This is a genomic window from Pseudophaeobacter flagellatus (genome assembly GCF_021228235.1).
Classification (GTDB): domain Bacteria; phylum Pseudomonadota; class Alphaproteobacteria; order Rhodobacterales; family Rhodobacteraceae; genus Pseudophaeobacter; species Pseudophaeobacter flagellatus.
This window is the reverse complement of record NZ_JAJQRG010000004.1, coordinates 134,816-158,362: the sequence shown is the minus strand read 5'-3', so window position 1 is coordinate 158,362 and position 23,547 is coordinate 134,816. Positions and strand designations below refer to the sequence as shown.

The 23,547-nt window shown below is 58.6% G+C and carries 27 protein-coding genes; 9 read left to right on the top strand and 18 right to left on the bottom strand.

Annotation, left to right across the window (positions count from 1 at the left end; all coding sequences use genetic code 11):
* Positions 1-27: 27 nt before the first annotated feature.
* Entirely contained in the window at positions 28-834 is an 807-nt protein-coding gene (locus LRK71_RS09660) for a mechanosensitive ion channel family protein (RefSeq protein WP_232402943.1), read from the top strand.
* A 125-nt stretch (positions 835-959) separates the two neighbouring features.
* On the opposite strand, the gene LRK71_RS09655 is transcribed toward LRK71_RS09660, so the two are convergent.
* The 4 genes from LRK71_RS09655 to LRK71_RS09640 form a co-directional block, all read right to left on the bottom strand.
* A complete protein-coding gene (locus LRK71_RS09655) occupies positions 960-1,412 on the bottom strand; it encodes a hypothetical protein (RefSeq protein ID WP_232402942.1) in 453 nt (150 codons plus the stop codon).
* Between the two features lie 323 nt (positions 1,413-1,735).
* On the bottom strand, positions 1,736-2,116 hold the full coding sequence (locus LRK71_RS09650) for a GNAT family N-acetyltransferase (protein ID WP_232402941.1): 381 nt from the start codon (positions 2,114-2,116) through the stop codon (positions 1,736-1,738).
* Between the two features lie 10 nt (positions 2,117-2,126).
* Positions 2,127-2,576: a YtoQ family protein gene (locus LRK71_RS09645; protein ID WP_232402940.1), complete on the bottom strand. Its 450-nt coding sequence runs from the start codon at positions 2,574-2,576 to the stop codon at positions 2,127-2,129.
* Between the two features lie 69 nt (positions 2,577-2,645).
* On the bottom strand, positions 2,646-3,284 hold the full coding sequence (locus LRK71_RS09640; RefSeq protein ID WP_232402938.1) for a class I SAM-dependent methyltransferase: 639 nt from the start codon (positions 3,282-3,284) through the stop codon (positions 2,646-2,648).
* A gap of 87 nt (positions 3,285-3,371) precedes the next feature.
* Between LRK71_RS09640 and LRK71_RS09635 the strand changes: the two genes are divergently transcribed.
* Positions 3,372-4,250 carry a LysR family transcriptional regulator gene (locus LRK71_RS09635; protein WP_232402936.1) on the top strand — a complete coding sequence of 293 codons (879 nt, stop codon included), beginning with the start codon at positions 3,372-3,374 and terminating at the stop codon, positions 4,248-4,250.
* 56 nt (positions 4,251-4,306) lie between these two features.
* Here LRK71_RS09635 and pheT read toward each other — a convergent pair whose 3' ends face one another.
* The 3 genes from pheT to pheS all read right to left on the bottom strand — a co-directional run bounded on the left by pheT (position 4,307) and on the right by pheS (position 8,513).
* Entirely contained in the window at positions 4,307-6,703 is a 2,397-nt protein-coding gene (gene pheT / locus LRK71_RS09630) for a phenylalanine--tRNA ligase subunit beta (RefSeq protein ID WP_232402934.1), read from the bottom strand.
* A 309-nt stretch (positions 6,704-7,012) separates the two neighbouring features.
* A complete protein-coding gene (locus tag LRK71_RS09625) occupies positions 7,013-7,366 on the bottom strand; it encodes a DUF2513 domain-containing protein (protein ID WP_232402932.1) in 354 nt (117 codons plus the stop codon).
* A 73-nt stretch (positions 7,367-7,439) separates the two neighbouring features.
* The gene (pheS, locus tag LRK71_RS09620) at positions 7,440-8,513 is read right to left on the bottom strand and encodes a phenylalanine--tRNA ligase subunit alpha (protein ID WP_232402931.1); all 1,074 of its coding nucleotides are present in this window, start codon (positions 8,511-8,513) and stop codon (positions 7,440-7,442) included.
* A 230-nt stretch (positions 8,514-8,743) separates the two neighbouring features.
* Between pheS and LRK71_RS09615 the strand changes: the two genes are divergently transcribed.
* Positions 8,744-10,219, top strand: coding sequence for a hypothetical protein (locus LRK71_RS09615; protein ID WP_232402930.1), 1,476 nt, complete (start codon positions 8,744-8,746; stop codon positions 10,217-10,219).
* A gap of 169 nt (positions 10,220-10,388) precedes the next feature.
* Here LRK71_RS09615 and rplT read toward each other — a convergent pair whose 3' ends face one another.
* The 4 genes from rplT to pyk all read right to left on the bottom strand — a co-directional run bounded on the left by rplT (position 10,389) and on the right by pyk (position 12,791).
* Complete coding sequence (gene rplT / locus LRK71_RS09610; RefSeq protein ID WP_232402929.1) at positions 10,389-10,754, bottom strand: 50S ribosomal protein L20; 366 nt, start codon at positions 10,752-10,754, stop codon at positions 10,389-10,391.
* A gap of 14 nt (positions 10,755-10,768) precedes the next feature.
* Positions 10,769-10,969, bottom strand: a complete 201-nt coding sequence (gene rpmI, locus LRK71_RS09605) for a 50S ribosomal protein L35 (protein ID WP_083098539.1) — start codon at positions 10,967-10,969, stop codon at positions 10,769-10,771.
* Positions 10,970-11,081: 112 nt separating this feature from the next.
* Positions 11,082-11,306, bottom strand: coding sequence for a hypothetical protein (locus LRK71_RS09600; RefSeq protein WP_232402928.1), 225 nt, complete (start codon positions 11,304-11,306; stop codon positions 11,082-11,084).
* Positions 11,307-11,345: 39 nt separating this feature from the next.
* Positions 11,346-12,791, bottom strand: coding sequence for a pyruvate kinase (gene pyk, locus LRK71_RS09595; protein ID WP_232402927.1), 1,446 nt, complete (start codon positions 12,789-12,791; stop codon positions 11,346-11,348).
* A 241-nt stretch (positions 12,792-13,032) separates the two neighbouring features.
* Here pyk and LRK71_RS09590 point away from each other — a divergent pair, with 241 nt between their 5' ends.
* Complete coding sequence (locus tag LRK71_RS09590) at positions 13,033-13,284, top strand: DUF6868 family protein (RefSeq protein ID WP_232402926.1); 252 nt, start codon at positions 13,033-13,035, stop codon at positions 13,282-13,284.
* Between the two features lie 83 nt (positions 13,285-13,367).
* On the top strand, positions 13,368-13,682 hold the full coding sequence (locus tag LRK71_RS09585; protein ID WP_232402925.1) for a DUF1244 domain-containing protein: 315 nt from the start codon (positions 13,368-13,370) through the stop codon (positions 13,680-13,682).
* 406 nt (positions 13,683-14,088) lie between these two features.
* Here the strand turns inward: LRK71_RS09585 and LRK71_RS09580 are convergent, their stop codons facing one another.
* From LRK71_RS09580 to dgcN, 3 genes are all read right to left on the bottom strand, one after another.
* On the bottom strand, positions 14,089-14,952 hold the full coding sequence (locus LRK71_RS09580; protein ID WP_232402924.1) for a D-amino-acid transaminase: 864 nt from the start codon (positions 14,950-14,952) through the stop codon (positions 14,089-14,091).
* Between the two features lie 74 nt (positions 14,953-15,026).
* Positions 15,027-15,992 carry an N-acetyl-D-Glu racemase DgcA gene (dgcA, locus tag LRK71_RS09575; protein ID WP_232402923.1) on the bottom strand — a complete coding sequence of 322 codons (966 nt, stop codon included), beginning with the start codon at positions 15,990-15,992 and terminating at the stop codon, positions 15,027-15,029.
* A gap of 81 nt (positions 15,993-16,073) precedes the next feature.
* Entirely contained in the window at positions 16,074-17,075 is a 1,002-nt protein-coding gene (gene dgcN, locus LRK71_RS09570; RefSeq protein WP_232402922.1) for an N-acetyltransferase DgcN, read from the bottom strand.
* Between the two features lie 303 nt (positions 17,076-17,378).
* Between dgcN and LRK71_RS09565 the strand changes: the two genes are divergently transcribed.
* Together LRK71_RS09565 and LRK71_RS09560 are read left to right on the top strand one after the other, a co-directional pair.
* Positions 17,379-18,338, top strand: coding sequence for an L-malyl-CoA/beta-methylmalyl-CoA lyase (locus tag LRK71_RS09565; RefSeq protein ID WP_232402921.1), 960 nt, complete (start codon positions 17,379-17,381; stop codon positions 18,336-18,338).
* 92 nt (positions 18,339-18,430) lie between these two features.
* Entirely contained in the window at positions 18,431-19,045 is a 615-nt protein-coding gene (locus LRK71_RS09560) for a hypothetical protein (RefSeq protein ID WP_232402920.1), read from the top strand.
* Here the strand turns inward: LRK71_RS09560 and LRK71_RS09555 are convergent.
* Positions 19,042-19,494 (bottom strand): Lrp/AsnC family transcriptional regulator, encoded by a 453-nt coding sequence (locus LRK71_RS09555; protein ID WP_232402919.1) that lies wholly within the window; start codon positions 19,492-19,494, stop codon positions 19,042-19,044. The genes LRK71_RS09560 and LRK71_RS09555 overlap by 4 nt on opposite strands.
* Positions 19,495-19,566: 72 nt before the next feature.
* On the opposite strand from LRK71_RS09555, the gene LRK71_RS09550 reads away from it, so the two are divergent.
* Positions 19,567-20,163 carry a LysE family translocator gene (locus LRK71_RS09550; protein WP_232402918.1) on the top strand — a complete coding sequence of 199 codons (597 nt, stop codon included), beginning with the start codon at positions 19,567-19,569 and terminating at the stop codon, positions 20,161-20,163.
* 26 nt (positions 20,164-20,189) lie between these two features.
* Here the strand turns inward: LRK71_RS09550 and LRK71_RS09545 are convergent, their stop codons facing one another.
* Positions 20,190-21,023 (bottom strand): AraC family transcriptional regulator, encoded by an 834-nt coding sequence (locus LRK71_RS09545; protein WP_232402917.1) that lies wholly within the window; start codon positions 21,021-21,023, stop codon positions 20,190-20,192.
* A 203-nt stretch (positions 21,024-21,226) separates the two neighbouring features.
* Between LRK71_RS09545 and LRK71_RS09540 the strand changes: the two genes are divergently transcribed.
* Entirely contained in the window at positions 21,227-22,189 is a 963-nt protein-coding gene (locus LRK71_RS09540) for an acetyl-CoA carboxylase carboxyltransferase subunit alpha (protein WP_232402916.1), read from the top strand.
* Between the two features lie 98 nt (positions 22,190-22,287).
* Here LRK71_RS09540 and LRK71_RS09535 read toward each other — a convergent pair whose 3' ends face one another.
* A complete protein-coding gene (locus LRK71_RS09535; protein WP_232402914.1) occupies positions 22,288-22,770 on the bottom strand; it encodes a GNAT family N-acetyltransferase in 483 nt (160 codons plus the stop codon).
* An 11-nt stretch (positions 22,771-22,781) separates the two neighbouring features.
* Complete coding sequence (locus LRK71_RS09530) at positions 22,782-23,447, bottom strand: GntR family transcriptional regulator (RefSeq protein WP_232402912.1); 666 nt, start codon at positions 23,445-23,447, stop codon at positions 22,782-22,784.
* Positions 23,448-23,547: the final 100 nt, after the last annotated feature.

Here is a 23,547-nt window from a genome sequence, read left to right as displayed (position 1 = left end):
AAACAAACCAAAAAGAGTGAGACAGAGATGAACAGCGTTATGGAACACGGACTGGCCTATTGGCCCTTGATATTAAGCGGCATAAAGGCGCTGGTGGTGCTAATCCTCGGCTGGATTGCCGCCGGTATGATCAGCGAAACCGTGCGCAAGCGGATCAATTCCACTCCGGAAATTGACGCCACTCTGGGCAATTTCATCGCCAGCATGCTGCGTTGGGTCCTGCTGGCCGTGGTACTGATTGCTGTTCTGGGGATCTTTGGCATTGAGGCCACCAGCCTGGTTGCCATGATGGGCGCCGCCACCCTGGCCATTGGCCTGGCCTTGCAGGGCACCCTGAGCGACCTAGCGGCAGGCTTTATGCTGATCCTGTTTCGCCCCTATAAGATTGGCCAATATGTCGACATTGGCGGCACCAGCGGGACCGTCAAGGATCTCAACCTGTTTGTAACCGAATTGACCACCCCGGACAACGTGCAGATCATTGTGCCCAATGGTCAGGCCTGGGGAGCAATCATCACCAATTTCTCTCATCACGACACGCGCCGGGTAGATCTAGTCTTTGGCATTGACTACGGCGACAGCGCCGATGCGGCCAAGGCTGTAATCCTTGATCTGGCCGCCGCCGACGGTCGTATCAAGACAGACCCGGCACCCTGGGTGCGGGTGACCAATCTCGGCGATAGCTCTGTTGATTTGACCGCCCGCCTGTGGTGCGACGCGGCGGATTATTGGGAGGTGAAGTTCGCCATGACCCAGGCAGTCAAGGAAGCCTTTGACAAAAAAGGCATTTCCATCCCCTACCCACATACCGTGGAAATCAAACGCGACGCATAAGGTAGACCACCCCTTCAGTCTATGCGCCTCAGCACCCCGCCAATGGCGGGGTGTTTTGCGTTCGGATCTAGTCGCAAGGCCAGTAGGCTTGCATCTGTCCGCGCGGGTACACAGCCCAGCCCCGGTCAGGTAAAGGGCGGCCGCCCGCCCAGGTTTGTCATCCCATCGGCATCAGCATAGGCCCAGCGCGCGGCCAGCAGTTGATAGCTGCGGTGATCCCAGCCAGAAACATCCCTTTGGAACCGGGGCCGCCAGGATCCTTCCACATGAATCCCCAGGCGAATACTGTTGACCTGCGGTGGCTCGGAGCCAGATTTTGCCGCCGCATGGTTCAGGCGTGCAAACATGGCCTTTAGGCGGCTTTCGATCCCCAGGGCCTCTTTGGTGCGGCGCCCGGCAAAGATGACAAAGACTTCAGCGGTCCCATTGAGATAGCCGCGGATCACGAGATCCCCCCGGCTGCTGCGCTTGATATGAGGCACCAAGGCCACCCGAAACTGGCCGAGATCTTTTTTGAACAGCCCTCCATCTTCGACTTTGGGCGTAATGTATTTGAGCGCGCTGCGACGGTTCTGCATAGGTATTTTCCGCTAGAGCCCCACAGGCGAAGCCCCTAAACAACTGAAAGAGAGATATCTGCCGAGCAATCTAGAGGTTGGCAGTTAAAGATAGGTTTTCACCAAACAAAAACCGCAACCTTAGGTGCAGATCTTGGTGGCGTATCTGGGGGTTATGTCTTTAGGCAGATGTCGCAGACGGTCTAAGGCGTGTCAAAACCTGTATCTCTGCGCCCTGGTAACGGGCCATCCCCCTTGGCTGATAGCCCAACCCCGAAGCCAGCCGCAGCGATGCCTTGTGATCCGGATCAATGATCGCCGCGACCTCGGCCCAATCCTGGGTTTCATCCGCCGCAGGCCAGGGCTTCACGTGCCAGCCCACGCCCCTGCGCGACAGGAGACAGCAGCCATCCTGCCTCGGGCACCATAGGCAGAGCTGGCGTCACCTCGCGGTGATAGAGGGCAAATCCGGCTTCGCCCAGAAAACGGCCATCACTGCGATCACAGATCGCCCAATAACCAAAGCCCAGGGCCTGCCAATGGCCGATGTAGCGCAGCAAGCGCGCCCAAGACACCTCTTGGTTGCTAGGGGTGCCCCCGATGTGTTTCACCACCTCGGGATCAGCCCATAGCGCGGCCAGATCAGGGAAATCTGCGGACGCATGTGGCCGCAGGATCAAGCGTTCGGTTTCCAGAATTGGCACCTTCATCGCAGTCTCTGCCATTCAAGCCCCATTATTTTGGCAAGCTGCCGCCCAGTACATAGGTCAGGATCTCAACCACCTGCTGCGGTTCTTCAGCCACGGCAAGGGCAGCTGCATGGACTTCTTTCAAGGCGTGCTGATGGTCTGGCTGGCTAAGCACGATGATGGATTTCCCCAGCGCGGCCGCATAGCCGGCATCAAAGGCTGCGTTCCACTGTTTGTATTTTTCGCCAAAGCGCACCACCACCACATCGGCCTCTTCCAGGCCCTTACGGGTGCGGATCGCGTTCAGCTTGGCGCCCTTGTGGTCATGCCAGAATTTGTTGTCCTCGGCGCCCAGGATCGCCACACCGCAGTCGTCGCTGGCCCCGTGATCGGTCACCGGGCTTTGAAAGGCCACATCCAGCCCCTTGGCACCGTCGATGATTTGTTCACGCCAATCGGTGTGGATCTCGCCGGATAGATATACATTCAGTGTCATGTTGCGCTCCTGCTCCAGTTGGTTTGCCCCAGACCTATGTCGGATCGCCCGGCCGCACCAGAGCGCAAATCAGAGACGGCGCGCCACGATATAGCGCCCCGGCGTCGAAACCGGGTAATTGCCAGTCTCGACCAGCTCAAACCCGGCGGCCTTAATCGCAGCTTCAAGCGAGGTGATATCGAAAAAATGCACCGGACTGGTTGGCGCTTTGCCAAGAAAGCGCATCACCGGAATCATGGTCTTGAACAACCAATATTTGGCACTGCCCCGCGATTCTCCCAGGCAGGGGGTCTTGGATATGAACAATGCGCCCTTTGGCAGGCGCGCAGAGATAAGCGCCAGCGCTGCCTGCAAATCAGACAGCAGGTGTAAAAGGTTATGCGCCAGGACCACATCAAATGTGCCCTCTGGGGCCTCCGCCACGCTGCCCTGATGAAAGTGGATATTGCCCACCCCGGCTGCGGCTGCCCGCTCCCGCGCAATGGCAAGCATGCCCTGTGACAGATCCGAAACGGTGATCTCTGCCACTTGGCTCGCCAGCTCAATTGCTGTCGAGCCCGTACCGCAGCCCAATTCTAAAACCCGATCATCAGGTTTGAGATAGCTGCGGGTACGCGCCAACGCCTGACGATAGGCCGCCTCATCGCGAATGGGGTCTTCAGCATATTTGGCGGAAATTTTATCCCAGAACGGCGCGTCGGTTTTCATTCTGTCTCTCCTGATTTCGCCACAGCTTATCCATACAGAAACCACATATAAATTGCCAAAATTCGGGGGCACCTTATACATATTTGCATGAATAAACCTGACTGGACCCATATCCGCGCCTTTCTCGCCACCGCCGAAACCGGCTCGCTGTCCGCTGCGGCACGCCAACTGAACCTGACCCAGCCGACACTGTCCCGGCAGGTCTCCGCGCTGGAGGCAGATCTAGGGATCATGCTGTTTGAACGCCTTGGGCGCAGCCTTGCCTTGACAGATGCCGGACGCGAACTTTTACCACATGGGCGCAAGATGTTAGACGGTGCCGATGGGCTCAGCCTTGCCGCCAGTGCGCAGGCCCAGTCCATCGAAGGCACAATCCGCATCACCGCCAGCGACATGATGTCGGCCTTTGTCTTGCCGCCTGTGTTGCAGACGCTACGCCAACAAGCCCCACGTCTGACCATTGATATCGTGGCCGCCAATGACATTCGAGACTTGATGCGGCGCGAGGCTGATATTGCCATACGCCATGTCCGCCCCGACCAGCCAGAGCTGATCACCCGTCTGGTCCAAGAGGCCACAGCGCATTTCTACGCCGCGCCCAGTTACCTGGCTCGCCGGGGGCAGCCTGGCTCACTGGCCGCGCTGTCTTCCCATGAATTTGTAAATTTCGGAGATATCCAGCGCTCTATCGAATTTCTCAGGCCGCTTGGCATCCACCTGACACAAGATAATTTTCGCATCGGATCCAACAGCGGGCTCGCAGCCTGGGAGCTGGTCCGGCAGGGTTTTGGCATCGGAGCAATGGCAGATGATGTTGTCGAACACTCCAGCGGCGTCGAACGGCTGTTGACGGATCAGCCCCCCATCCGCTTTCCGATCTGGCTGACAACCCACCGTGAGCTGCACAGCAGCCGGCGCATTCGTCTGGTCTATGATCTGCTGGCCGAGTTCTTTGCGGCAAAATAAAACGCGCCCCGAAAGGCGCGTTTTGCTGCGTTGGATCTGATAGCGCCGAACAGGCACTAGCCCCGCAGGGTGCCGCCGGTGGCCTTGGTCACCTTGGCAATGATCTTCTCGCTCACCGCCTCGATATCCTTTTCCTTCAGCGTCTTGTCGCTGGGCTGCAGACGCACGGTCACGGCGAGGCTTTTCTTGCCCTCGCCCAGGGCACCGCCGATGAATTCATCAAAGATGCGCACCTCGGAGATCAGCGCCTTATCGGCACCGGCAGCCGCATTGACCAGGGTCAAGGCCTCGACCTCGGTATCCACCACAAAGGCAAAATCGCGTTCAACCGCCTGCAGATCGCTTTGCGCCAGGGCAGCGCGGGTGGTGCCGCTTTTGCGTGGCAACGGCACTTCATCCGGCCAGATGCTAAAAGCAACAACCGGCCCTTTAATGCCCATCTCGGCGATCACCTTGGGATGCAATTCGCCAAAGATACCCAGCACTTTTTTCGGGCCAAGGCAGATCTTGCCATGACGCCCTGGGTGCCACCAGTTCTGCGCGCCGCGCAGAATCTGCACCTTGGCCGGGGCACCGATGGCCGCCAGGATGGCCTCGATATCGGCCTTGGCATCAAAGGCATCCACCGCGCGGGCGCTGCCATGCACATCCTTGGGACCGGTGCGCCCCACCAGGATGCCCGAAATCAGGTTGTGCTGCTCGCCCGGTTCACCACCATGGAAGGCGGGGCCGACCTCGAACAGGGCAAGATCCATAAAGCCACGCGCCTGATTGCGCGCCGCCGCCTGCAACAGGCCTGGCAGCAAGGCGGGGCGCATATGCGACATCTCGGACGAGATCGGGTTGGCCAGCATGGTCGCGTCATCACCGCCGCCAAACAACGCCGCCGAGGGTTGGTCGATGAAGGTATAGCTGACCACTTCGTTATAGCCGAGGCTGGCAGCCGTGCGCCGCGCCATCTGCTGGCGGCGCTGCTGCGGTGTCATCACCGCCTTTGGAATGCCATCGGTGATGCGGGACAAGGGCTTGCCCTGCAGTTTGGTCAGCGAAGCAATGCGCGCCACCTCTTCCACTAGGTCGGCTTCTCCCTGTACATCGGGGCGCCAGCTGGGGACATGGGCCATGTTGCCTTCCAGACGGAAGCCAAGGCGGGTCAGAGTCTGACGCTGGTCGCTTTCGGGGATTTCCATGCCAACCAGCGACTGCACCCGCTCTGCATCCAGCTTATAGGCGCGGCTGTGGTCGGGCGCGTCGCCAGCAATCACCACATCCGAGGCTTCGCCGCCGCAAAGATCCAGGATCATCTGGGTCGCCATATGCAGCCCCTGAATGGTGAATTCAGGGTCGACACCGCGTTCAAACCGATAGCGCGCGTCCGAATTGATCTTGAGCGCACGACCGGTGAGGGCAATCTGTACGTGATCCCAAAAGGCGCTCTCGACAAAGACATCCACGGTCTCTTCGGTGCAGCCGGTCTCTTCGCCGCCCATAATGCCACCGATGCTCTCTACCGCCTTATCATCAGAGATCACCATCTGTCCGGCCGAGAAGGTATATTCTTTCTCGTCCAACGCCTTGAGCACCTCGCCGCCAGCCGCGCGGTGCACCCGCAGATTTCCACTGACCTTGGCGGCATCAAAGACATGCAGCGGGCGGTTCTGATCATAGGTAAAGAAGTTGGTGATATCGACCAGGGTCGAGATCGGGCGCAGGCCAATCGCCTTCAGCCGATCCTGCAACCACTGCGGGCTGGGGCCGTTCTTGACGCCCCGGATCAGACGCCCGGTGAACAGCGGGCAGCCATCGCGGGTATCTTCGTCAATGCTGACCTTGATCGGGCTTTCAAAGCTGCCGACAACAGGGGCGTAATCCTTGGTTTTCAAGGTGCCAAGACCACGCGCGGCCAGATCGCGGGCGATACCATAGATCCCCAGCGCATCGGGGCGGTTTGGGGTGATGGCGATTTCGATCACCGGATCCACCTTGGCCGGCTGGTTTCCCGCCAGCCAATCGACAAAGCGGTCGCCCACTTCGCCCGAAGGCAGCTCGATAATGCCGTCATGTTCGTCCGACAGCTCCAGCTCGCGCTCAGAGGCCATCATGCCAAAGCTTTCCACGCCGCGGATTTTGCCAACGCCAATGGTGATGTCGAGACCGGGAATATACATGCCCGGTTTGCAAACCACCACGGTGATGCCTTCCCGCGCGTTTGGCGCGCCACAGATGATCTGCATCTCGCCCTCATCCGTGTCCACCTTGCAGACCCGCAGCTTATCCGCATCCGGGTGCTTTTCGGCGTGCTTCACATAGCCCAGGGTAAAATCCTTGAGCCGATCGCCGGGGTTGCTGATCTCTTCGACCTCTAGGCCAAGGTCAGTCAGGGTTTCAGCGATCTCATCCACTGATGCGTCAGTGTCGAGGTGATCTTTCAGCCAGGAAAGAGTGAATTTCATCGGTCAAGAGTCCTATGGCAAGCCATGCGTATACAGGCATAGGCAATGACAAAGATTAGCGCCCGGCGCAAGTCTTGCTGGCCCTACTCAGCAAGCATGGGGAAGACTGCGAAGAAAATGTGTTGGAAAGACCTGTCGAGGTCATTGCAGAGAGTTCACGTGGAAGTGTAGCGCGTATTCCCGACCCAAGGCACGCTCCTGCCCGGGTGGGCGCAACGCGCCCGCCGTCAAACCGCAGGTCGCCTCTGGCAAAACGGGCGGGCAGGCGCGTGCCGAGCCGCAAGCGGCCCGGCGGTGGCCAAATCAAACCTAAAGCTCCAAGCCAGTATGATCCTCTATTTTCTTTTTCACAAAGGCAGTTGCAACTTTCTTCACAAGCTCCAGCCCCGCAGACCCTCCGGTTTCAGCAACTGCCTTTTTTGTCTTTTCCCAGATGCCCTCGTCTCGTATTGCATCCAAATAGTCATGCCCAGAGTTTGTTAACCGATAGGTTCCATTTCCCACCTGAGCAACAAAACATGCATCACACAAAAGCCGAACATGCCCCATTCTGATCCTTTCGCGTTCACTCATATCCCCCGTTTCAGGCAGTAATATGAGCCAGTCTTTTTCCCCTTCAAATTCAAAAAGTACATCTCTCAACAAATCATCATTGCGCTTCATAGGAATCTCCAGAAACAAAAAGGCCCGCCAATTGAGGCGAGCCTATCCAAATTTTCTACAATTAAAAAGTGTTCTAGCGGCTCAACCCACCATGCAGCGTTGGCACGTCCAGGCACTGGAAGCCGTAGTGGCGCAGCCAGCGCAGGTCGGAATCAAAAAAGGCGCGCAGGTCGGGGATGCCGTATTTCAGCATCGCCAGACGGTCGATGCCGATGCCAAAGGCAAAGCCCTGATAGACATCGGGGTCGATGCCGCCAGCGGCGATCACCTTGGGGTGCACCATGCCGGAGCCGAGGATCTCCATCCAGTCGTCGCCCTCGCCGATCTTCAGCTGGCCATTGTCCCAGCTGCAGCGGATGTCGACCTCGGCCGAAGGCTCGGTGAAGGGAAAGTGTGACGCGCGGAAGCGCAGCTCGACATCTTCGACCTCAAAGAAGCTTTTGACAAACTCTTCCAGCACCCACTTGAGGTTCGCCATAGAGATGTCCTTGTCCAGCGCCAGGCCTTCAACCTGGTGGAACATCGGCGTGTGGGTCTGGTCGTAATCAGCACGGTAGACGCCGCCGGGGCAGATGATGCGCAGGGGCGCGCCCATCTTTTCCATCGAGCGGATCTGCACAGGGCTGGTATGGGTGCGCAGCACATGCGGTGGGCGGTCGTCGCCTTCCGCACGGTGCATGTAAAACGTGTCCATCTCGGCCCGCGCGGGGTGGTGGCCGGGGATGTTCAGCGCGTCAAAATTATACCAGTCGGTATCAATGCGCGGCCCTTCGGCAACGGAAAAGCCCAGCTCGGCAAAAATTGCGGTCAGCTCTTCCTGGGCCTGGCTGATCGGGTGCAGGCTGCCCTGACGCGAGGGGCGCGTCGGCAGGGTCACATCCAGCCATTCGGTACGCAGACGTTCATCCAGCGCCGCATCGGCAAGGCTGGCCTTTTTGGCGGTGAGGGCCGAGTTGATCTCATCCTTCAGCGCATTCAGCGCCGGGCCGGCCACCTGGCGCTCTTCGGGCGTCATCTTGCCCAGCTCGCGCATCTTCAGTGCGACTTCGCCTTTTTTACCAACGGCTGCGACCCGAATGGTCTCTAGCGCGTTTTCATCGGCAGCATCGGCAATCTGCCCGAGGTATTTTGCTTTAAGATCGTCCATGACGGTCCCCTGAGTTTGAGCTTAGGCTCTGCTATCATAAGAGGGCGCGAAAGCAAGCACCCCAACGCCCTGTCAAGGACCGCAAACCGAAGATTTCATACTGCAAGCCTATGTGGGCAACACATGGCATCTGAAGCAGACATCTTTGCGGCTGGACATTTCCAGCTCTTGCATCAACCCTTCAAGAAACTCATGCACCATTTGTAACGCTTCAAACCAAGGAGTTCCGAATGACCTCCGTTACCTCAGGCCAGCACCTTTCCCAGGCAGCCAGCCAAGGCAACCAGACGCCGGATAAGGCCCCAGCAAAGGACAACTGGCGCAATCTCATGCGTTCCGCGCGCATGCTTGCCACCGAAGGCAGACTTCACGAAGCACGCGACACCATGCGGCAAGCGCGGGACCGTGGCGCAAATGCAAACGCAACGGGACGTTTTGAACTACGCCTCGCCCTGCTGGAACAGGACTGGAAAGCGGTGATCGCGCATGCGGAACTCCTGCTAGAAAGGAATGTCGAGATTTCCGGAAATCTCGCACTCAGGGCCTATAAGTCCTACTGCACGCTTGGCCTTTGGGAAGGTGCCTACACCTTCCTCAGAAAGGTGAGCGTGCCTGCCAAGGATCGTACGGTCTTGTTGCGACCGCTATACAATTCTCTGCTCAGCTGTACCCGACTGGAGGACGCATTAAAGATCATCGAGGAACAGGTGTTCGGAGAGAATGGAGGCCCCGAACATACCGTGGCTTTTGATGTCTGGGCCATGCAGATCGGCCCTGCCAATGACAAGATAGCGGCCTTGGTTCAGCGCGCCCAAACCACATGGCCAAACGATCCGGTTGTTGCCAAGAACCTGTCAGTGCGCACCTCGCCTCGCCGTCATGATACGGCGGGCGATGATCTGGACGACATTGCCTATTTGCGACGCGACGCCCGCGCGCTCAAAGAGTACACCCCGGACGACCCCATAGCGGCGATAGCCGACCAGGTTGTCGAAGCGCATATCGCCAAGGGTTTGCAGCGCCCATTGCTGCGTGACGAAAAGTCAGAATTCATCATCAGCCCCGAAGGCTCATCCGGCACCAGTGTTCTGGTGTTCGGGGGGATTGGGGGGCGGGCGGCTGGAATTTCCTACCCGATGCTTGATGGGTATTTCTCGGCACGGAATGCCACAGGCCTGTATACGCGCGATCCCAACCGCTTGCTCACGCTGGGAGGCATTCCAAAACTCGGCAGTACACTTGATGAAACCGTTGCGGCACTGCGGCAGTGCCTCAAGGATCTGTCACATCACAAACGGTTAGTCGTGCTTGGCACATCAGGCGGGGGCCTGGGAGCGATCATCTACGGGGCACGACTGAAGGCCGACGTCATCCACCTCATGTCACCGGCAACCAGTGTCGACATCGACTTCCTACGCAAGATCGGCGACACCCGCGCACCTGCGCTTCAGGTCCGCCTAGGCAATCTGGTTCATAAAGACGCCCGGGACGGGAGAGAAATCCTGTTACAGGCGCCATCACCCCGCGTGCATGTGCACTATGCTGCGGACAATCCGACTGACCGCGCCCATGCTGAACACCTGAAGGATCTTGCCAATGTCCAGCTGTTCCCCAAACGGGGAATATACGATCACAACATCCTTCCAATGATGTTTGCGTGTGGTGAGTATGAAGCCATGATCGATGAGATTTGCGGCACGGGTTAAAACGCGCCGACCTGACTAAGCCCGCAGGCGAGCCCCTTCAGCCAGAACGCACTGCAGGCCCCTACGGGTCTGAAGGGCAACTGCCACTCAGCGCAAACAGATCAGAAAAAACTAAAAAGGGCTACCCGAATAGGGCAGCCCTTTCAATACGGTTTGAAGCGCGATGTGCTTAGGCTGCCAGTGCAGACTGAGCCTGGCGCACGATTGCACCAAAGGCTTCGGGCTCGTGCACGGCCAGGTCGGCCAGAACCTTACGGTCAACTTCGATACCGGCCAGGGTCAGACCATTGATGAAGCGGCTGTATGTCAGCGCTTCGTCATGGCTGCGGACGGCGGCGTTGATACGCTGGATCCACAGTGCGCGGAAATTGCGCTTACGCTGCTTCCGGTCACGGGTTGCGTATTGATTTGCCTTGTCGACGGCCTGACGGGCGACCTTGAAGGTATTCTTACGGCGACCGTAATAACCTTTGGCTGCCTTGATGACCTTCTTGTGACGGGCGTGGGTTACGGTACCACCTTTAACGCGGGACATGTCTCAAACTCCTCTTAGCGATCGTAGGGCATATAGCCCTTGACGATTTTTGCATCGGGAGCAGACAGCTCCGCCGTACCGCGGGCGTTGCGGATGAATTTCTTGGTGCGTTTGATCATGCCGTGCTGTTTGCCGGCCTGAGCAGCCATGACCTTACCGGTCGCGGTCACCTTGAAGCGCTTTTTGGCGCTCGACTTCGTCTTCATTTTGGGCATTTCCGTCTCCTTCAATGCGGGTTCGGTCTATGCGCGACTCGGCATGCCACTTCCGGCCGGCCACGCGAACAGGAGGGCCATGTACGAAAGCTGCCGGTAAAGGGCAAGCGAATTATCCAAAAAAACGCCCCAGAACCGAGAAAAACACATCTGGGATCTGTTCTAGCCGATAGCCGCCCGGATGGGACAGTATGGCAAAGGCCATACAGCCCACCCCCACCAGCAACAACAGGCCCGAACTGCGGGGTGGGCGATTCTCGCTCAGGCCCGCCAAAATGGAGGGAACGGATAGGGCTGCAAGGAAGATCCCCAGGACCAACGCAAGATCACTATCCATTCCACCCCCTACAAAACACCAAGACCCGAGGGGCGAAGCTTACTCTGGGTCTGTGCTGTAAATCAAACGTTCATCACATGGCGCAACCCGCAGGATATTGGTGGTGCCGGGCACGTTGAAGGGCACCCCCGCAGTCACCACGATCTGATCGGTCTCATTGGCGAAACCGCCTGCCCGTGCAGCCCGCGCCGCGCCGACAACCGCGCCTTTGAAACGCGACTGATCCGGGGTCAGCACACAGTAGCAGCCCCAGCTCAGCGCCAGGCGTCGTGCGGTGCGCGCCAAAGGCGTCAATGCAATGATCGGGACGCCTGGACGCTCGCGCGCTGTCAGCAGGGCAGTGGTGCCGCTTTGGGTATAGCAGCAGATCGCCTTGATTTCGGTTTTCTCGGCGATCTCACGCGCCGCCGCAACAATAGCATCGGCAACGGTATCGCCCTTGGCCGAGCGAGACGCGGAAATGATCTGGCTATAGGTCGGGTCGGCCTCGACCTCGATGGCCACCCGGTCCATGGTCTGCACCGCCTCGATCGGGTAGCTGCCCGCTGCGCTTTCTGCGCTCAGCATGATGGCATCGGTGCCCTCATAGATTGCGGTGGCCACATCAGACACTTCAGCTCGGGTGGGCATCGGGCTTTCAATCATGCTTTCCAGCATCTGTGTCGCCACGATCACCGGTTTGGCTGCCGCACGGCATTTGCGCACCAGGCGCTTTTGGATCGGCGGCACCGCAGCCACAGGCAGTTCGACCCCAAGATCACCGCGCGCCACCATGATCCCGTCAGAAGCATCGAGAATTTCGCTAAAACGCTCTATCGCTGAAGGTTTTTCGATTTTGGACAGCACCGCAGCGCGGCCATCGGCCAGGCCCTTGGCCTCGAACACATCCTTGGCGCGCTGCACAAAGGACAGCGCCAGCCAGTCAACGCCAAGGTTACAGGCAAATTCCAGATCGGCCCGGTCTTTTTCCGACAGCGCCGCCAGCGGCAGCTCTACATCCGGGACATTCACGCCCTTACGGTTGGAAATTGTGCCGCCGATGATCACTTCGCAATCGGCAAAATCAGCGCCACAAGACAGCACTTTCAGCCGGATCTTACCATCATTGACCAAGAGATGCGCGCCAGGTTCCAGCGCGGCAAAGATTTCAGGATGCGGCAGGCAGACCCGCATCAGGTCGCCCTCGGCTTCGTCCAGGTCCATGCGAAAAACGGCCCCGGGCACCAGCTCCTCCGAGCCATTTGCAAAGACACCCACCCGCAGTTTCGGCCCCTGCAAATCCGCCAGGATCCCGATAGAGCGGCCCAGATCCTCTTCAACCTGTCGGATGATCGCATGTTTTTCTGCAATCTCGGGCTGGGTACCATGGGACATGTTCAGCCGGAACACATCGGCGCCTGCCTCGAACAGGGCCCGAATGGTATCATAGGTTTCCGATGCGGGACCCAGAGTAGCGACAATCTTTACGTTGCGCGAGCGTTTCATCAGGCTTCTCCTCAAGGGGTTTTGATGATCACTGTCAAAATAGTCTGGCAACACAGATAAAATGTTACCGCAAACAGCTTTTGAGGGGCTTATCGCCCAATTCCCATTCTGCTGCAACTGCCGTGATGGTATTCGCAACAATAGGTAACAGATCCACGACACCCGCCCGGTCTTGTATCTATATGCAGGTTCCTCCAAACTGGACGCAGCAAGAGCGCCAATTTTTGCAGAGGAGCACCTGATGACTGGAACAGCTCTCCCAGAAATTCTGACCACCTTCTTTGGTTGGACAACGGTTTTGCACCTTGGTTTTCTTTTGGTCACCACCCTGATCCTGGTGGTCTTTCGTGATCGGCTGGCAGCCCTGCACGCCAGCCTGTTGGGACTGAATGAAACTGAGGTCAAGCGAGGCTATTTTTCCTATCTGGCCAACTACAAGATCCTTATCTTCGTTACATCGCTGATACCCTATCTGGCCCTTAAACTTATGTAGCCCGTCAGGCACGTTTCGTTGTGCCGATAGATCAGGGTTGCTAGAATGGGATCAGACGCATGCACAGAGTTGAGGACCCCACCATGGACCCGCAGACAGAGATCGAACTACAGGCCGCCGCTTTTCGTCGCTTGCAAAAGCACCTGATGGAAGACCGCACCGATGTGCAGAACATCGATATGATGAACCTGACCGGGTTTTGCCGCAATTGCCTAAGCCGCTGGTATCAGGAAGCCGCCAATGAACGCGGCATCGAGATGAGCAAGACAGAGGCCCGCGAGGCCTACTACGGCATGACCATGGACGAGTGGAAAGCCAACTACCAGACCGATGCCAGCCCTGCGAAACAGGCCGAGTTCGAGGTCGCCTTCAAAGAAAACGTGAGCGACAAGGGCTAGTCTGACAGAAGGTTCACGTTTCGGCTGACGATGCTTGAGTAATCGCCGAAATCGCGCCAACATCCGCTATATAATTATCAAGGATAAATAGATTGCGCATTATTCTGGCAGCCTGTGCCGCCTTCTCTTTTTCGGTCAGCTCCGGCCTTAGTCAAAGCCCCTCTCCATATGCAGAGATAACGACGCTCGGCGAGAGGACCATTCTGGAACACGGCGGAGGCTGCCGTAAATCGTCACCGCCGGGACAGTGCTGTCACAAACAAACCAGCACAGGCCGCGTACACTGTCACTAAAGCGTCCCGCCTTTAACCTGAAGCAGGGCAGAAACATCAACCCGGTGGCGACATGAACAAAGGCCAGACTCCGTTGGAGCCTGGCCTTGTTATTGGCTTTTCCGAGGGGAAATTCAGATCGCCGCCTTCAGGCTCTCTTCCAGATAGATTTCCCGCAGGCGCTTGGCGATTGGGCCCGGGGTGCCGTCGCCCAGCGCGACGCCATCGATTTCGATCACCGGCATCACAAAGGCGCTGGCCGATGTGGTGAAGGCCTCATCGGCCTCTTTGGCCTCATCAATGGTAAAGAGACGCTCTTCCACCACCATCTGGGCCTCGGCCGCCATACGCAAAACCGCCTTGCGGGTGATACCGTGCAGAATGTCGTTGCTCAACGGGCGGGTGACGATCGTGCCATCCTTGACGTAATAGGCGTTGTTCGAGGTGCCCTCGGTGACATAGCCATCTTCGATCAGCCAAGCGTCATCTGCACCCGCCTTCTTGGCCATCATCTTGCCCATCGAAGGGTAGAGCAGCTGCACGGTCTTGATGTCGCGACGCCCCCAGCGGATGTCTTCGATAGAGATGATCTTGGCGCCCTTCTTGGCGGCAGGGTTGTCGGCCAAGCCGGGTTTGTTCTGGGTGAACAAAACGATTGTCGGCTTGGTGGTTTCGGGATCGGGAAAGACAAAGTCACGATCCCCGTCCGACCCACGGGTAACCTGCAGATAGACCAGACCTTCGACGATCTCGTTGCGGGCGACCAGCTCGCGGTGGATCTCCAGCAGTTCTTCCTTGCTGCAGGGGGCCTGCATGTCGAGTTCATCCAGCGACCGCGCCAGACGCACCGCGTGGCCGTCAAAATCAATCAGCTTGCCATCCAGTACGCTGGTCACTTCGTAGACGCCATCGGCCATCAGAAAGCCACGGTCAAAGATCGAAATCTTGGCTTCGGTTTCGGGCAGGTATTCGCCGTTTACATAAACAGTTCGGGTCATGTCATTTTCCTTGTCTCTGCGGGTCTTGCCCGTCCTCACCAAAAAGGATCCACCGGATCGCCTATCTGGTCGTTCTATCCCCAAAGCGCGGTCTGCGGTGGGTGTACACCCTCGGCGTCAAATTTCAATGGGACCTCGCGGTCTTCGGCCAGCAGCAGCGGCCCGTCAAGATCTGTCACCAAAACCCCCTGCGCCAGCAAGGTCGCAGGAGCCATCGCCAATGACGATCCCACCATGCAGCCCACCATGACATCATAGCCCAGCGCCAGGGCCTCTTGGCGCAGCTTCAAAGCCTCGGTCAGGCCCCCGGTCTTGTCCAGCTTGATGTTGACCACATCATATTTGCCTTTCAGCTTGGGCAGGCTGGCTCGGTCATGACAGCTCTCATCGGCGCAGACAGGCACCGGGCGGTCCAGACCAATCAGCGCGTCGTCCTCGCCTGCTGGCAGCGGCTGTTCCACCAGCTCCACCCCAAGACGCACCAGATGCGGGGCCAACGCAGCATAGACTTCGGCTGACCAGCCTTCATTGGCGTCGATGATGATCTTGGCCTCTGGTGCACCGGCGCGCACGGCCTCTAGCCGGGGCATATCGTCCGGGGTGCCCAGCTTGATCTTCAGCAGCGGGCGATGCGCGTTTTCCGCCGCCTGTTTACGCATCTCGTCCGGGCTGGCCAGCGACAGGGTATAAGCGGTAATTTCCGGGCCGGGCGCAGGCAGACCGGCCAGTTCCCAGACGGGTTTTCCTGCCTGTTTGGCCTCCAGATCCCAAAGAGCGCAATCCACCGCGTTGCGGGCGGCCCCGGCAGGCAGCAGGTCTTGCAGTTCGGCGCGGGTGAAATCGGCGGGCAGGGCCTCGATCTCGGCGGTGACGCTTTCCAGCGTTTCGTCATAGCGGGCATAGGGCACGCATTCGCCCCAGCCAGTGACGCCATCCTGTTCAACCTTGACCGTCAGCACCTTGGCCTCGGTGCGCGACCCACGAGAGATGGTAAAGACCTGCGCCAGTTTGAAAACATCAGGCGTCACAGAGATATGCATGTTGCATCCTTTCAAAGGGTAGGCAGAGCCAAACAGCGGGCAGAAAAAGGGCGCCTGTTCCCAGACGCCCCCGTGTAAAGATCAGATCGCGGCGAGCGCGTCTACCAAACGTCCAGCGCCGTGGCGATAGGGGTCAACCGCCGGGATGCCCATACGTGCTTCAACTTCGGCCAGATATGCCACCGCATCTTCCTCGGACAGATGCTGGGTATTGACGGAAACACCAACAACCTTGCAATCGGCATTGGCCCGCAGCGCCAGAGGCAGGGCCACATCGCGCAGCTCTTCCAGGCTCGGCACAGAGTAATCCGGCAGCCCACGCATATGCGCGCGGGTTGGCTCATGGCACAGGATCAGCGCATCAGCCTGACCGCCATGCACCAGCGCCATGGTGACCCCCGAATAAGAGATGTGGAACAAAGAGCCCTGCCCTTCGATCAGATCCCAGTGATCGTCATCATTGTCGGGGGTCAGATATTCTACGGATCCCGCCATGAAATCGGCAACCACCGCATCCAGTGGCACGCCGTGACCGGTAATCAGGATGCCGGTCTGGCCAGTGGCGCGGAAAGTCGACTTCATGCCGCGTTCCTGCATTTCGGCGTCCATCGCCAGGGCGGTGTACATCTTGCCAACAGAACAATCGGTGCCGACCGCGAGGCAGCGCTTGCCCCGGCGCTTGACGCCATTGGCGATCGGATAGCCATCGGTGGGTACGCGCACATCGTGAAGGGTGCCGCCATAGGTCTGCGCCGCAGCGACAAGATCGCCTTCATCGCGCAGCAGATTATGCAGGCCAGAGGCCAGATCATAGCCCATTTCCAGCGCCTGGATCAGCACTTCTTTCCAGGCTGCAGAAATCACCCCACCCCGGTTGGCAACACCAATCACCAGCGTCTTGGCGCCGGCCGCCTTGGCCTCGGCCAGGGTCATCTCGGTCAGACCAAGATCCGCGCCACAGCCAGGCAGACGGATCTGGCCCACCGCATGGTCAGGGCGCCAGTCACGGATGCCAATAGCAACCTTGGCAGCCAGCATGTCGGGCGCATCGCCCAGGAACAACAGATATGGTGTCTCGATCATCTCGGGCCCTCCAAAGGAATTCAAATTCTGGGCGATTCTAATTGAAGCCCCAAGCGATGCGGTCCCGTTTTTGCTTTTGCAGCGTAGTAGTTTTGGGAATATGCACCACCAAAAACAACAATTGTCGAAGATTATTCGATCATTGTTCAAAATACTGATGATCCCTGCGCCCCTCCGCCCATTATTGCGCACATGCCGCACAGGCAATGCTGCGACTGCAAAGTAAGGGTTGCAAGGCTGCGCGCAATTTCTTACCACTTTGCGAGATGAAATCGTAATTTCCTTACCCAAAGGATTGCCTCTATGAGCTTTCGCATTCAGCCCAGCCCAGTCGCCCGCCCCAACCGTTGCCAGTTGTTTGGCCCCGGCTCCAACACCAAGCTGTTTCCCAAAATGGCGGCCTCGGCGGCGGATGTCATCAACCTGGATCTGGAAGATTCGGTTGCACCCTCCGACAAGGATATTGCGCGCGCCAATATCATCGAGGCCCTGAACACCATTGACTGGGGCAATAAATGCATGTCGGTGCGGATCAACGGGCTGGATACGCCCTACTGGTACCGCGATGTGGTCGACCTGCTGGAACAGGCCGGTGATCGGCTGGACCAGATCATGATCCCCAAGGTGGGCTGCGCCGAAGATGTCTATGCCGTAGATGCTCTGGTCACCGCAGTTGAACGCGCCAAGGGCCGCAGCAAGCCGGTGTCTTTTGAAGTCATCATCGAATCGGCTGCTGGCATCGCCCATGTCGAAGAGATTGCCGCCGCCTCCCCCCGGATGCAGGCGATGTCTCTGGGCGCGGCCGATTTTGCCGCCTCGATGGGGATGCAGACCACCGGGATCGGTGGCACCCAGGAAAACTATTACATGCTGCGCGACGGCGAAAAGCACTGGTCCGACCCCTGGCACTGGGCCCAGACTGCCATTGTCGCTGCCTGCCGCACCCATGGGGTGCTGCCGGTGGATGGTCCCTTTGGCGATTTTTCAGATGATGAGGGCTATATCGCACAGGCAAAACGTTCGGCCACGCTGGGGATGGTGGGCAAATGGGCCATCCACCCCAAACAGATCGGCCTGGCCAATGAGGTCTTCACCCCCTCTGAAACCGCCGTCGCCGAGGCCCGCGAAATTCTAGCCGCGATGGAACAGGCCAAGGCCAATGGCGAAGGCGCCACTGTCTACAAGGGCCGCCTGGTCGATATCGCCTCGATCAAACAGGCCGAGGTCATCGTGGCCCAGTCAGAGCTGATCGCCAGAAGCTAAAGCCTTTGACCCAAAGCGCTATACCCGCAATGATCAAAGGGCGCCTCTTTGGCGCCCTTTTTTTATAGTCACGCTCTCCTCAAGGCGACGCCATGCCCGATTTGACCCTGTTTCATACCGCCGAAGTCCATGTGGCCAGCTTTGATGCGCTGGCCCCGCAGGCGCAGTTGGCGCATGTGGTGCGTCCCGACTGGCTCACACGGGCGCAGACCGGCATGACGGCAGAGCTGCGGCTGGAAATCTCTGCCGCAATTGAGGCGACATCGGGGCCTGTCCTGTGCAGCTGCACCACCATCGGCGCAGTGGCCGAAGCGGCCGGCGCCACCCGCATTGACTGGCCGATGATGCAGCGTGCCGCAGAGATCGGCGGGCCGGTGATGATGGCCTATTGCCTGGACAGCACCCGCGCCCCTTCGACCGCGCTGTTAGAACGCGCCTTTGCAGAACGGGGCTCAGCAGCCGAAATCCGCACCCTGCCGCTTCCCCGCCTCTGGCATCATTTCACCAACGGCGATAGCGCCCTGTTCCATGCCGAAATTGCATCCCAGGTCGAAACAAGCCTGGCCCTGGCGGCTGACACCTCTTGCGTAGTGCTTGCCCAGGCCTCTATGGCGGGGGCAAAAGATCTACTGCTGCACCGCACCGTCCTGCCCGTTCTTGCATCCCCCGCGATTGCAATGGAAACACTGCTGCCCCTCCGCAGTTAGGCCCGCAGATCCTTGGGAGAGCCCATCACCACATAGGTAGTGATAGCAGTCACAAAGGGAGAAGTTCCCAGAATATCAGTGTGAAACCGTTTGTAGCTGGGCAGATCGGCGCATTCGATGCGCAACAGGTATTCGATGGTGCCGGTGATATTGTGGCATTCCACCACCTCTGGAGCCTCTTGCATGGCACGTTCAAAGGCCGTCTGCGCCTCTTTGGTGTGTTCGCCCAAGCCAACCCCGATATAGGTGACAAACCCCGCGCCCATGGCATCACGATCCAACACGGCCCGATAGCCGGTGATCACCCCAGCCTGTTCCAGATCCTGCACCCGGCGCAGACAGGCCGAGGGCGACAGCCCAACGCGATCAGCCAGTTCAAGATTGCTGATGCGGCCATCGCGGGTAAGTTCACGCAATATATGTTGGTTTATCTGATCATTCTTTGCCATTGATTGCAAAAATACGCAGAAGACACACAAAAACGCAATTTCATTTGGGGCAATACGCAGCAAATTCACCCAATGACATATGAACTCTTTCTGGCGCTTGCGCTTTTTGCCTTTGTGTCCTCGATCACGCCGGGGCCGAACAATCTGATGCTGATGGCCTCGGGGGCCAACTTTGGCTTTCGCCGCACCATCCCACATATGCTCGGGGTGGCAATTGGCTTTGTCTTTATGGTGGTTCTGGTGGGCGCGGGGCTGGTACAGATCTTTGATGCGATACCGCTGACCTATACCCTTCTCAAGGTCTGTTCAGTGGTCTACCTGCTGTATCTGGCGTGGAAAATTGCCAATGCCGGTCCCGCGCAGGCCAGCGGCGCGACGGGAACGCCGATGACATTTCTACAGGCGGCGGCCTTTCAATGGGTCAACCCAAAGGCCTGGGCCATGGCGCTGACCGCGATCACGGCCTACACCCCCGACCAAACCCTATGGGCGATCTTTCTGGTCGGGGCGGTGTTTGGCGCGATCAACCTGCCTTCGGTGGGATCCTGGACCATCCTGGGCCAACAGATGGCACGTTTCCTGACCAATCCGCGCCGCCTGACCCAGTTCAACTGGCTGATGGCTGGGCTGCTCGTGGCCTCGCTCTATCCGGTGATCTGGCCGCAATAACTGCGGCCAGATCACCGGATCTCCAATCACTTCAACGGTAGGCAGATCTCGGTTAGCAGCTCTTCAGGGGCGATCTCACGCGGATTGTTGAGATAGATCTCATAACAGGGGGCCTCTGCCGGTTCTTCGCCGCTTTCCGGCAACCAATTGCCAAACAGGCTGTGATAGGCTGCCGAAATCCCGGCATAGGGTCCCTTGTAGGTCAGCACTGCAACCCTGCCCGCAGCGATGGTCGCGTCCTCCAGACCGTCTGGCGTTGGGCCACCTTGGAGTTCGCCCCCCGCAAAGCTGCGCAACTGCGCCTCTGGCGTTGCATCAGGGTTGTCATAATAGATCGCCACCGAGGCACCGATCTGTGGCCACAGACCACGGGTTTCACACAGTGCCGCAAAACTTTCGAACTGTTTGCCGATGGTGTGATAGCCGCCACGATGAGGCAGGCCAACCAACCGGCGCAGAGGGTCGTTGCGCAGGGTAACAGGGTACATGGGATAGTCTCCGATCCTTAGTTTAGGGGGCAGAGGCACATGCCGACCTGCCTTGCGAAACTGTGCAGGGCTGGCGCCATAGGCATCTGTGAATACACGCGAAAAGGACGTCACATTGGGATAGCCCACAGAGACAGCAATCTGCGCCAGCCGGGTGTCCGTCATCACCAGCGCCGAGGCCGCCCGGTGCAGCCGAATGCGGCGAACAGCCTGGGCGCAGGTCTCACCGGTGACAGCATGAAACACCCGGTGCCAATGAAACCGCGACATCGCCGCCACATCCGCCAACTGGTCCAGTGACAGGTCTCCAGCCGGGTTGTCATGGATGTAGTCGAGGACGCGCAGAATGCGTTTTTCGTAGGCAGAGGCCATGACCTTGGGGTTTCCTTTTTCGTGTCCAAACAGATTTGGCACGGTTGCAATCCACAAATCTTGCGGAACAGATGCCCGCATCACATTCTTTTTCCGCCCCCAGCCGGTGCCCCGGCAAGGCACAAATTGACGGCGCAGGCGGGCAACAGTTGCATCTGGGCGCGCAGAGGGCCATATACGGCAAAACGCGAGAGCGAGGCGATATGACACAGTATCTGGAATTTGAAAAACCGCTGGCCGAAATCGAAGGCAAAGCAGAAGAACTTCGCGCCCTGGCACGGGCCAATGAAGAAATGGATATGGCCGATGAGGCCGCAGCGCTGGACGTCAAAGCCGAGCAGCTGCTGAAGGATCTTTATAAAGAGCTGACTCCCTGGCGCAAATGCCAGGTGGCACGTCATCCGGAACGGCCCCATTGCCGCGACTATATAGATGCGCTTTTCACCGAATACACACCGCTGGCCGGCGACCGGAACTTTGCCGATGACCTAGCGGTCATGGGGGGATTGGCGCGGTTCAATGATCAGCCGGTGATGGTGATCGGCCATGAAAAGGGATCCAACACCAAGGCGCGCATCCTGCACAACTTTGGCATGGCCCGCCCCGAAGGCTATCGCAAGGCCGTGCGGCTGATGGAAATGGCCGGCCGCTTTGGCCTGCCCGTGGTTACGCTGGTGGATACCACCGGGGCCTATCCCGGCAAGGGTGCCGAAGAACGCGGCCAATCCGAGGCCATTGCCCGCTCAACCGAGATGAGCCTGAAAATCGGCGTGCCGGTGGTTTCAGTTATTATCGGCGAAGGCGGGTCCGGCGGCGCTGTGGCATTTGCCACCGCCAACCGTGTCGCGATGCTGGAACATGCGGTCTATTCGGTGATTTCGCCGGAAGGCTGCGCCTCTATCCTGTGGAAAGACGCCGAAAAGATGCGCGAAGCGGCCGAAGCGCTGCGTCTCACCGCGCAAAACCTGCATGAACTCGCGGTGATTAACCGGATCATCCCCGAACCCCTGGGCGGTGCACACCGCGACGCCAAGACCGCGATAGCTTCGGTTGGGCTTGCCATTCAGGACATGCTCGACGAGTTGAAGGACCTGGGTAGCGCAGAGCTGATCAAAGATCGCCGTCAAAAGTTCCTCGACATTGGCTCCAAAGGGCTGGCGGCCTAAGGCTATCCAAACACACAGAAAAGCCGGCGAATTCGCCGGTTTTTTTATGCTGGCTTTTGATAGAGATCCGCGTTCAGTTCTCTGGCAGGCTGGCTTGCTCACACCGTTCTCTTAGCGGTTCCCAGATTTTTGCGCATCGAAACGCGATTGCCTTTGCGTTCGTATTCTTGCCAGCCCAGAAATTGGTACAACCGCACGTTCTCAGGCATATCAACATGCGTGCTGAGGCGCATTTCGCTAACCCCCTGCCGTTTGGCCTCGCTTTCTGCGTATTCCATCAGCGCACGCCCCAAGCCCTTGCCGGCGTGATCAGGGTGAACCGCGATATTGGCTAGCTTTAAAAACCCCTCATGAGTAGAGAGAAACAAGCCCGCAATCACTTGTCCGCTTTCGGTCGCGACCCAGACCTGACACTTGTCGATTTCCTCTGAAATCCCAGAGGAGACAGGGGGCAGGTCGGAAATACGGCTGGCATATTTAGCATAGGCTGCATCAATGCAGGCGGTCAAAGCCTCTGCATCTGCGGCATTTGCCTTTCGTATTTCTATAGGCATCTGTTCCAAGTCTTTTTCCACGTTCACCTTGTTTGGGCCTAGACCACCAAAAGCCGCAGCCCCTGTGTCACGTCGGATCGCACCGCCAGACGCAGGCCCGGTTCGTCACCAGCCTTGAGCGCGGCAATGATCAGCCGGTGGTTCTGCGGCGGATCAGTCCGCCGCAGCCGCCCATACAGCGCCCGCATGGTGGGGCCAAGCTGCAGCCAGACCGTTTCAGCCATGGCCAGCATGGCCGGCGCCTGCGCCCGGAGGTAAAGCGTGCGGTGAAATTCAAGATTGGTGCGAATATAGCCGACCGCGTCCCGTTTAGAGACCTTCTCGGCGATGGTCATGTTAATGGTTTGCAGCCGGTCAATCAGCGCCATGTGCGCCCGTGGCAAGGCACGGCTGGACAGCTCGACCTCGATCAATGCCCGCAGGGCCGCCAGTTCTTCGATCCGTTCATTGCTCAGCTCAGGTGTGGCAACCCGCCCCGAGGAGGACAGCGACAGCGCCCCCTCGGCCACCAGACGGCGCAGGGATTCGCGCGCTGGGGTCATCGAAACCCCATATTCGCGACCAATACCGCGCAGGGTCAGCGCCTCACCCGGGGCAATGTCACCATACATGATCCGTGCCCGCAACGCCCGGTACACCCTATCATGGGCCGAGGCACTGGTATCGGTGGCAGGTGCTGCAATGGGTTTGACTGGTCTCGACATGATGCATGTCTGTGATCACAAATATGGCGCAGGTCAAGCGCTGAATGCATACCGCGCCATTTGCTGCGGCCAGCCAGCCCCGATTTCGGCCGACGCCTGC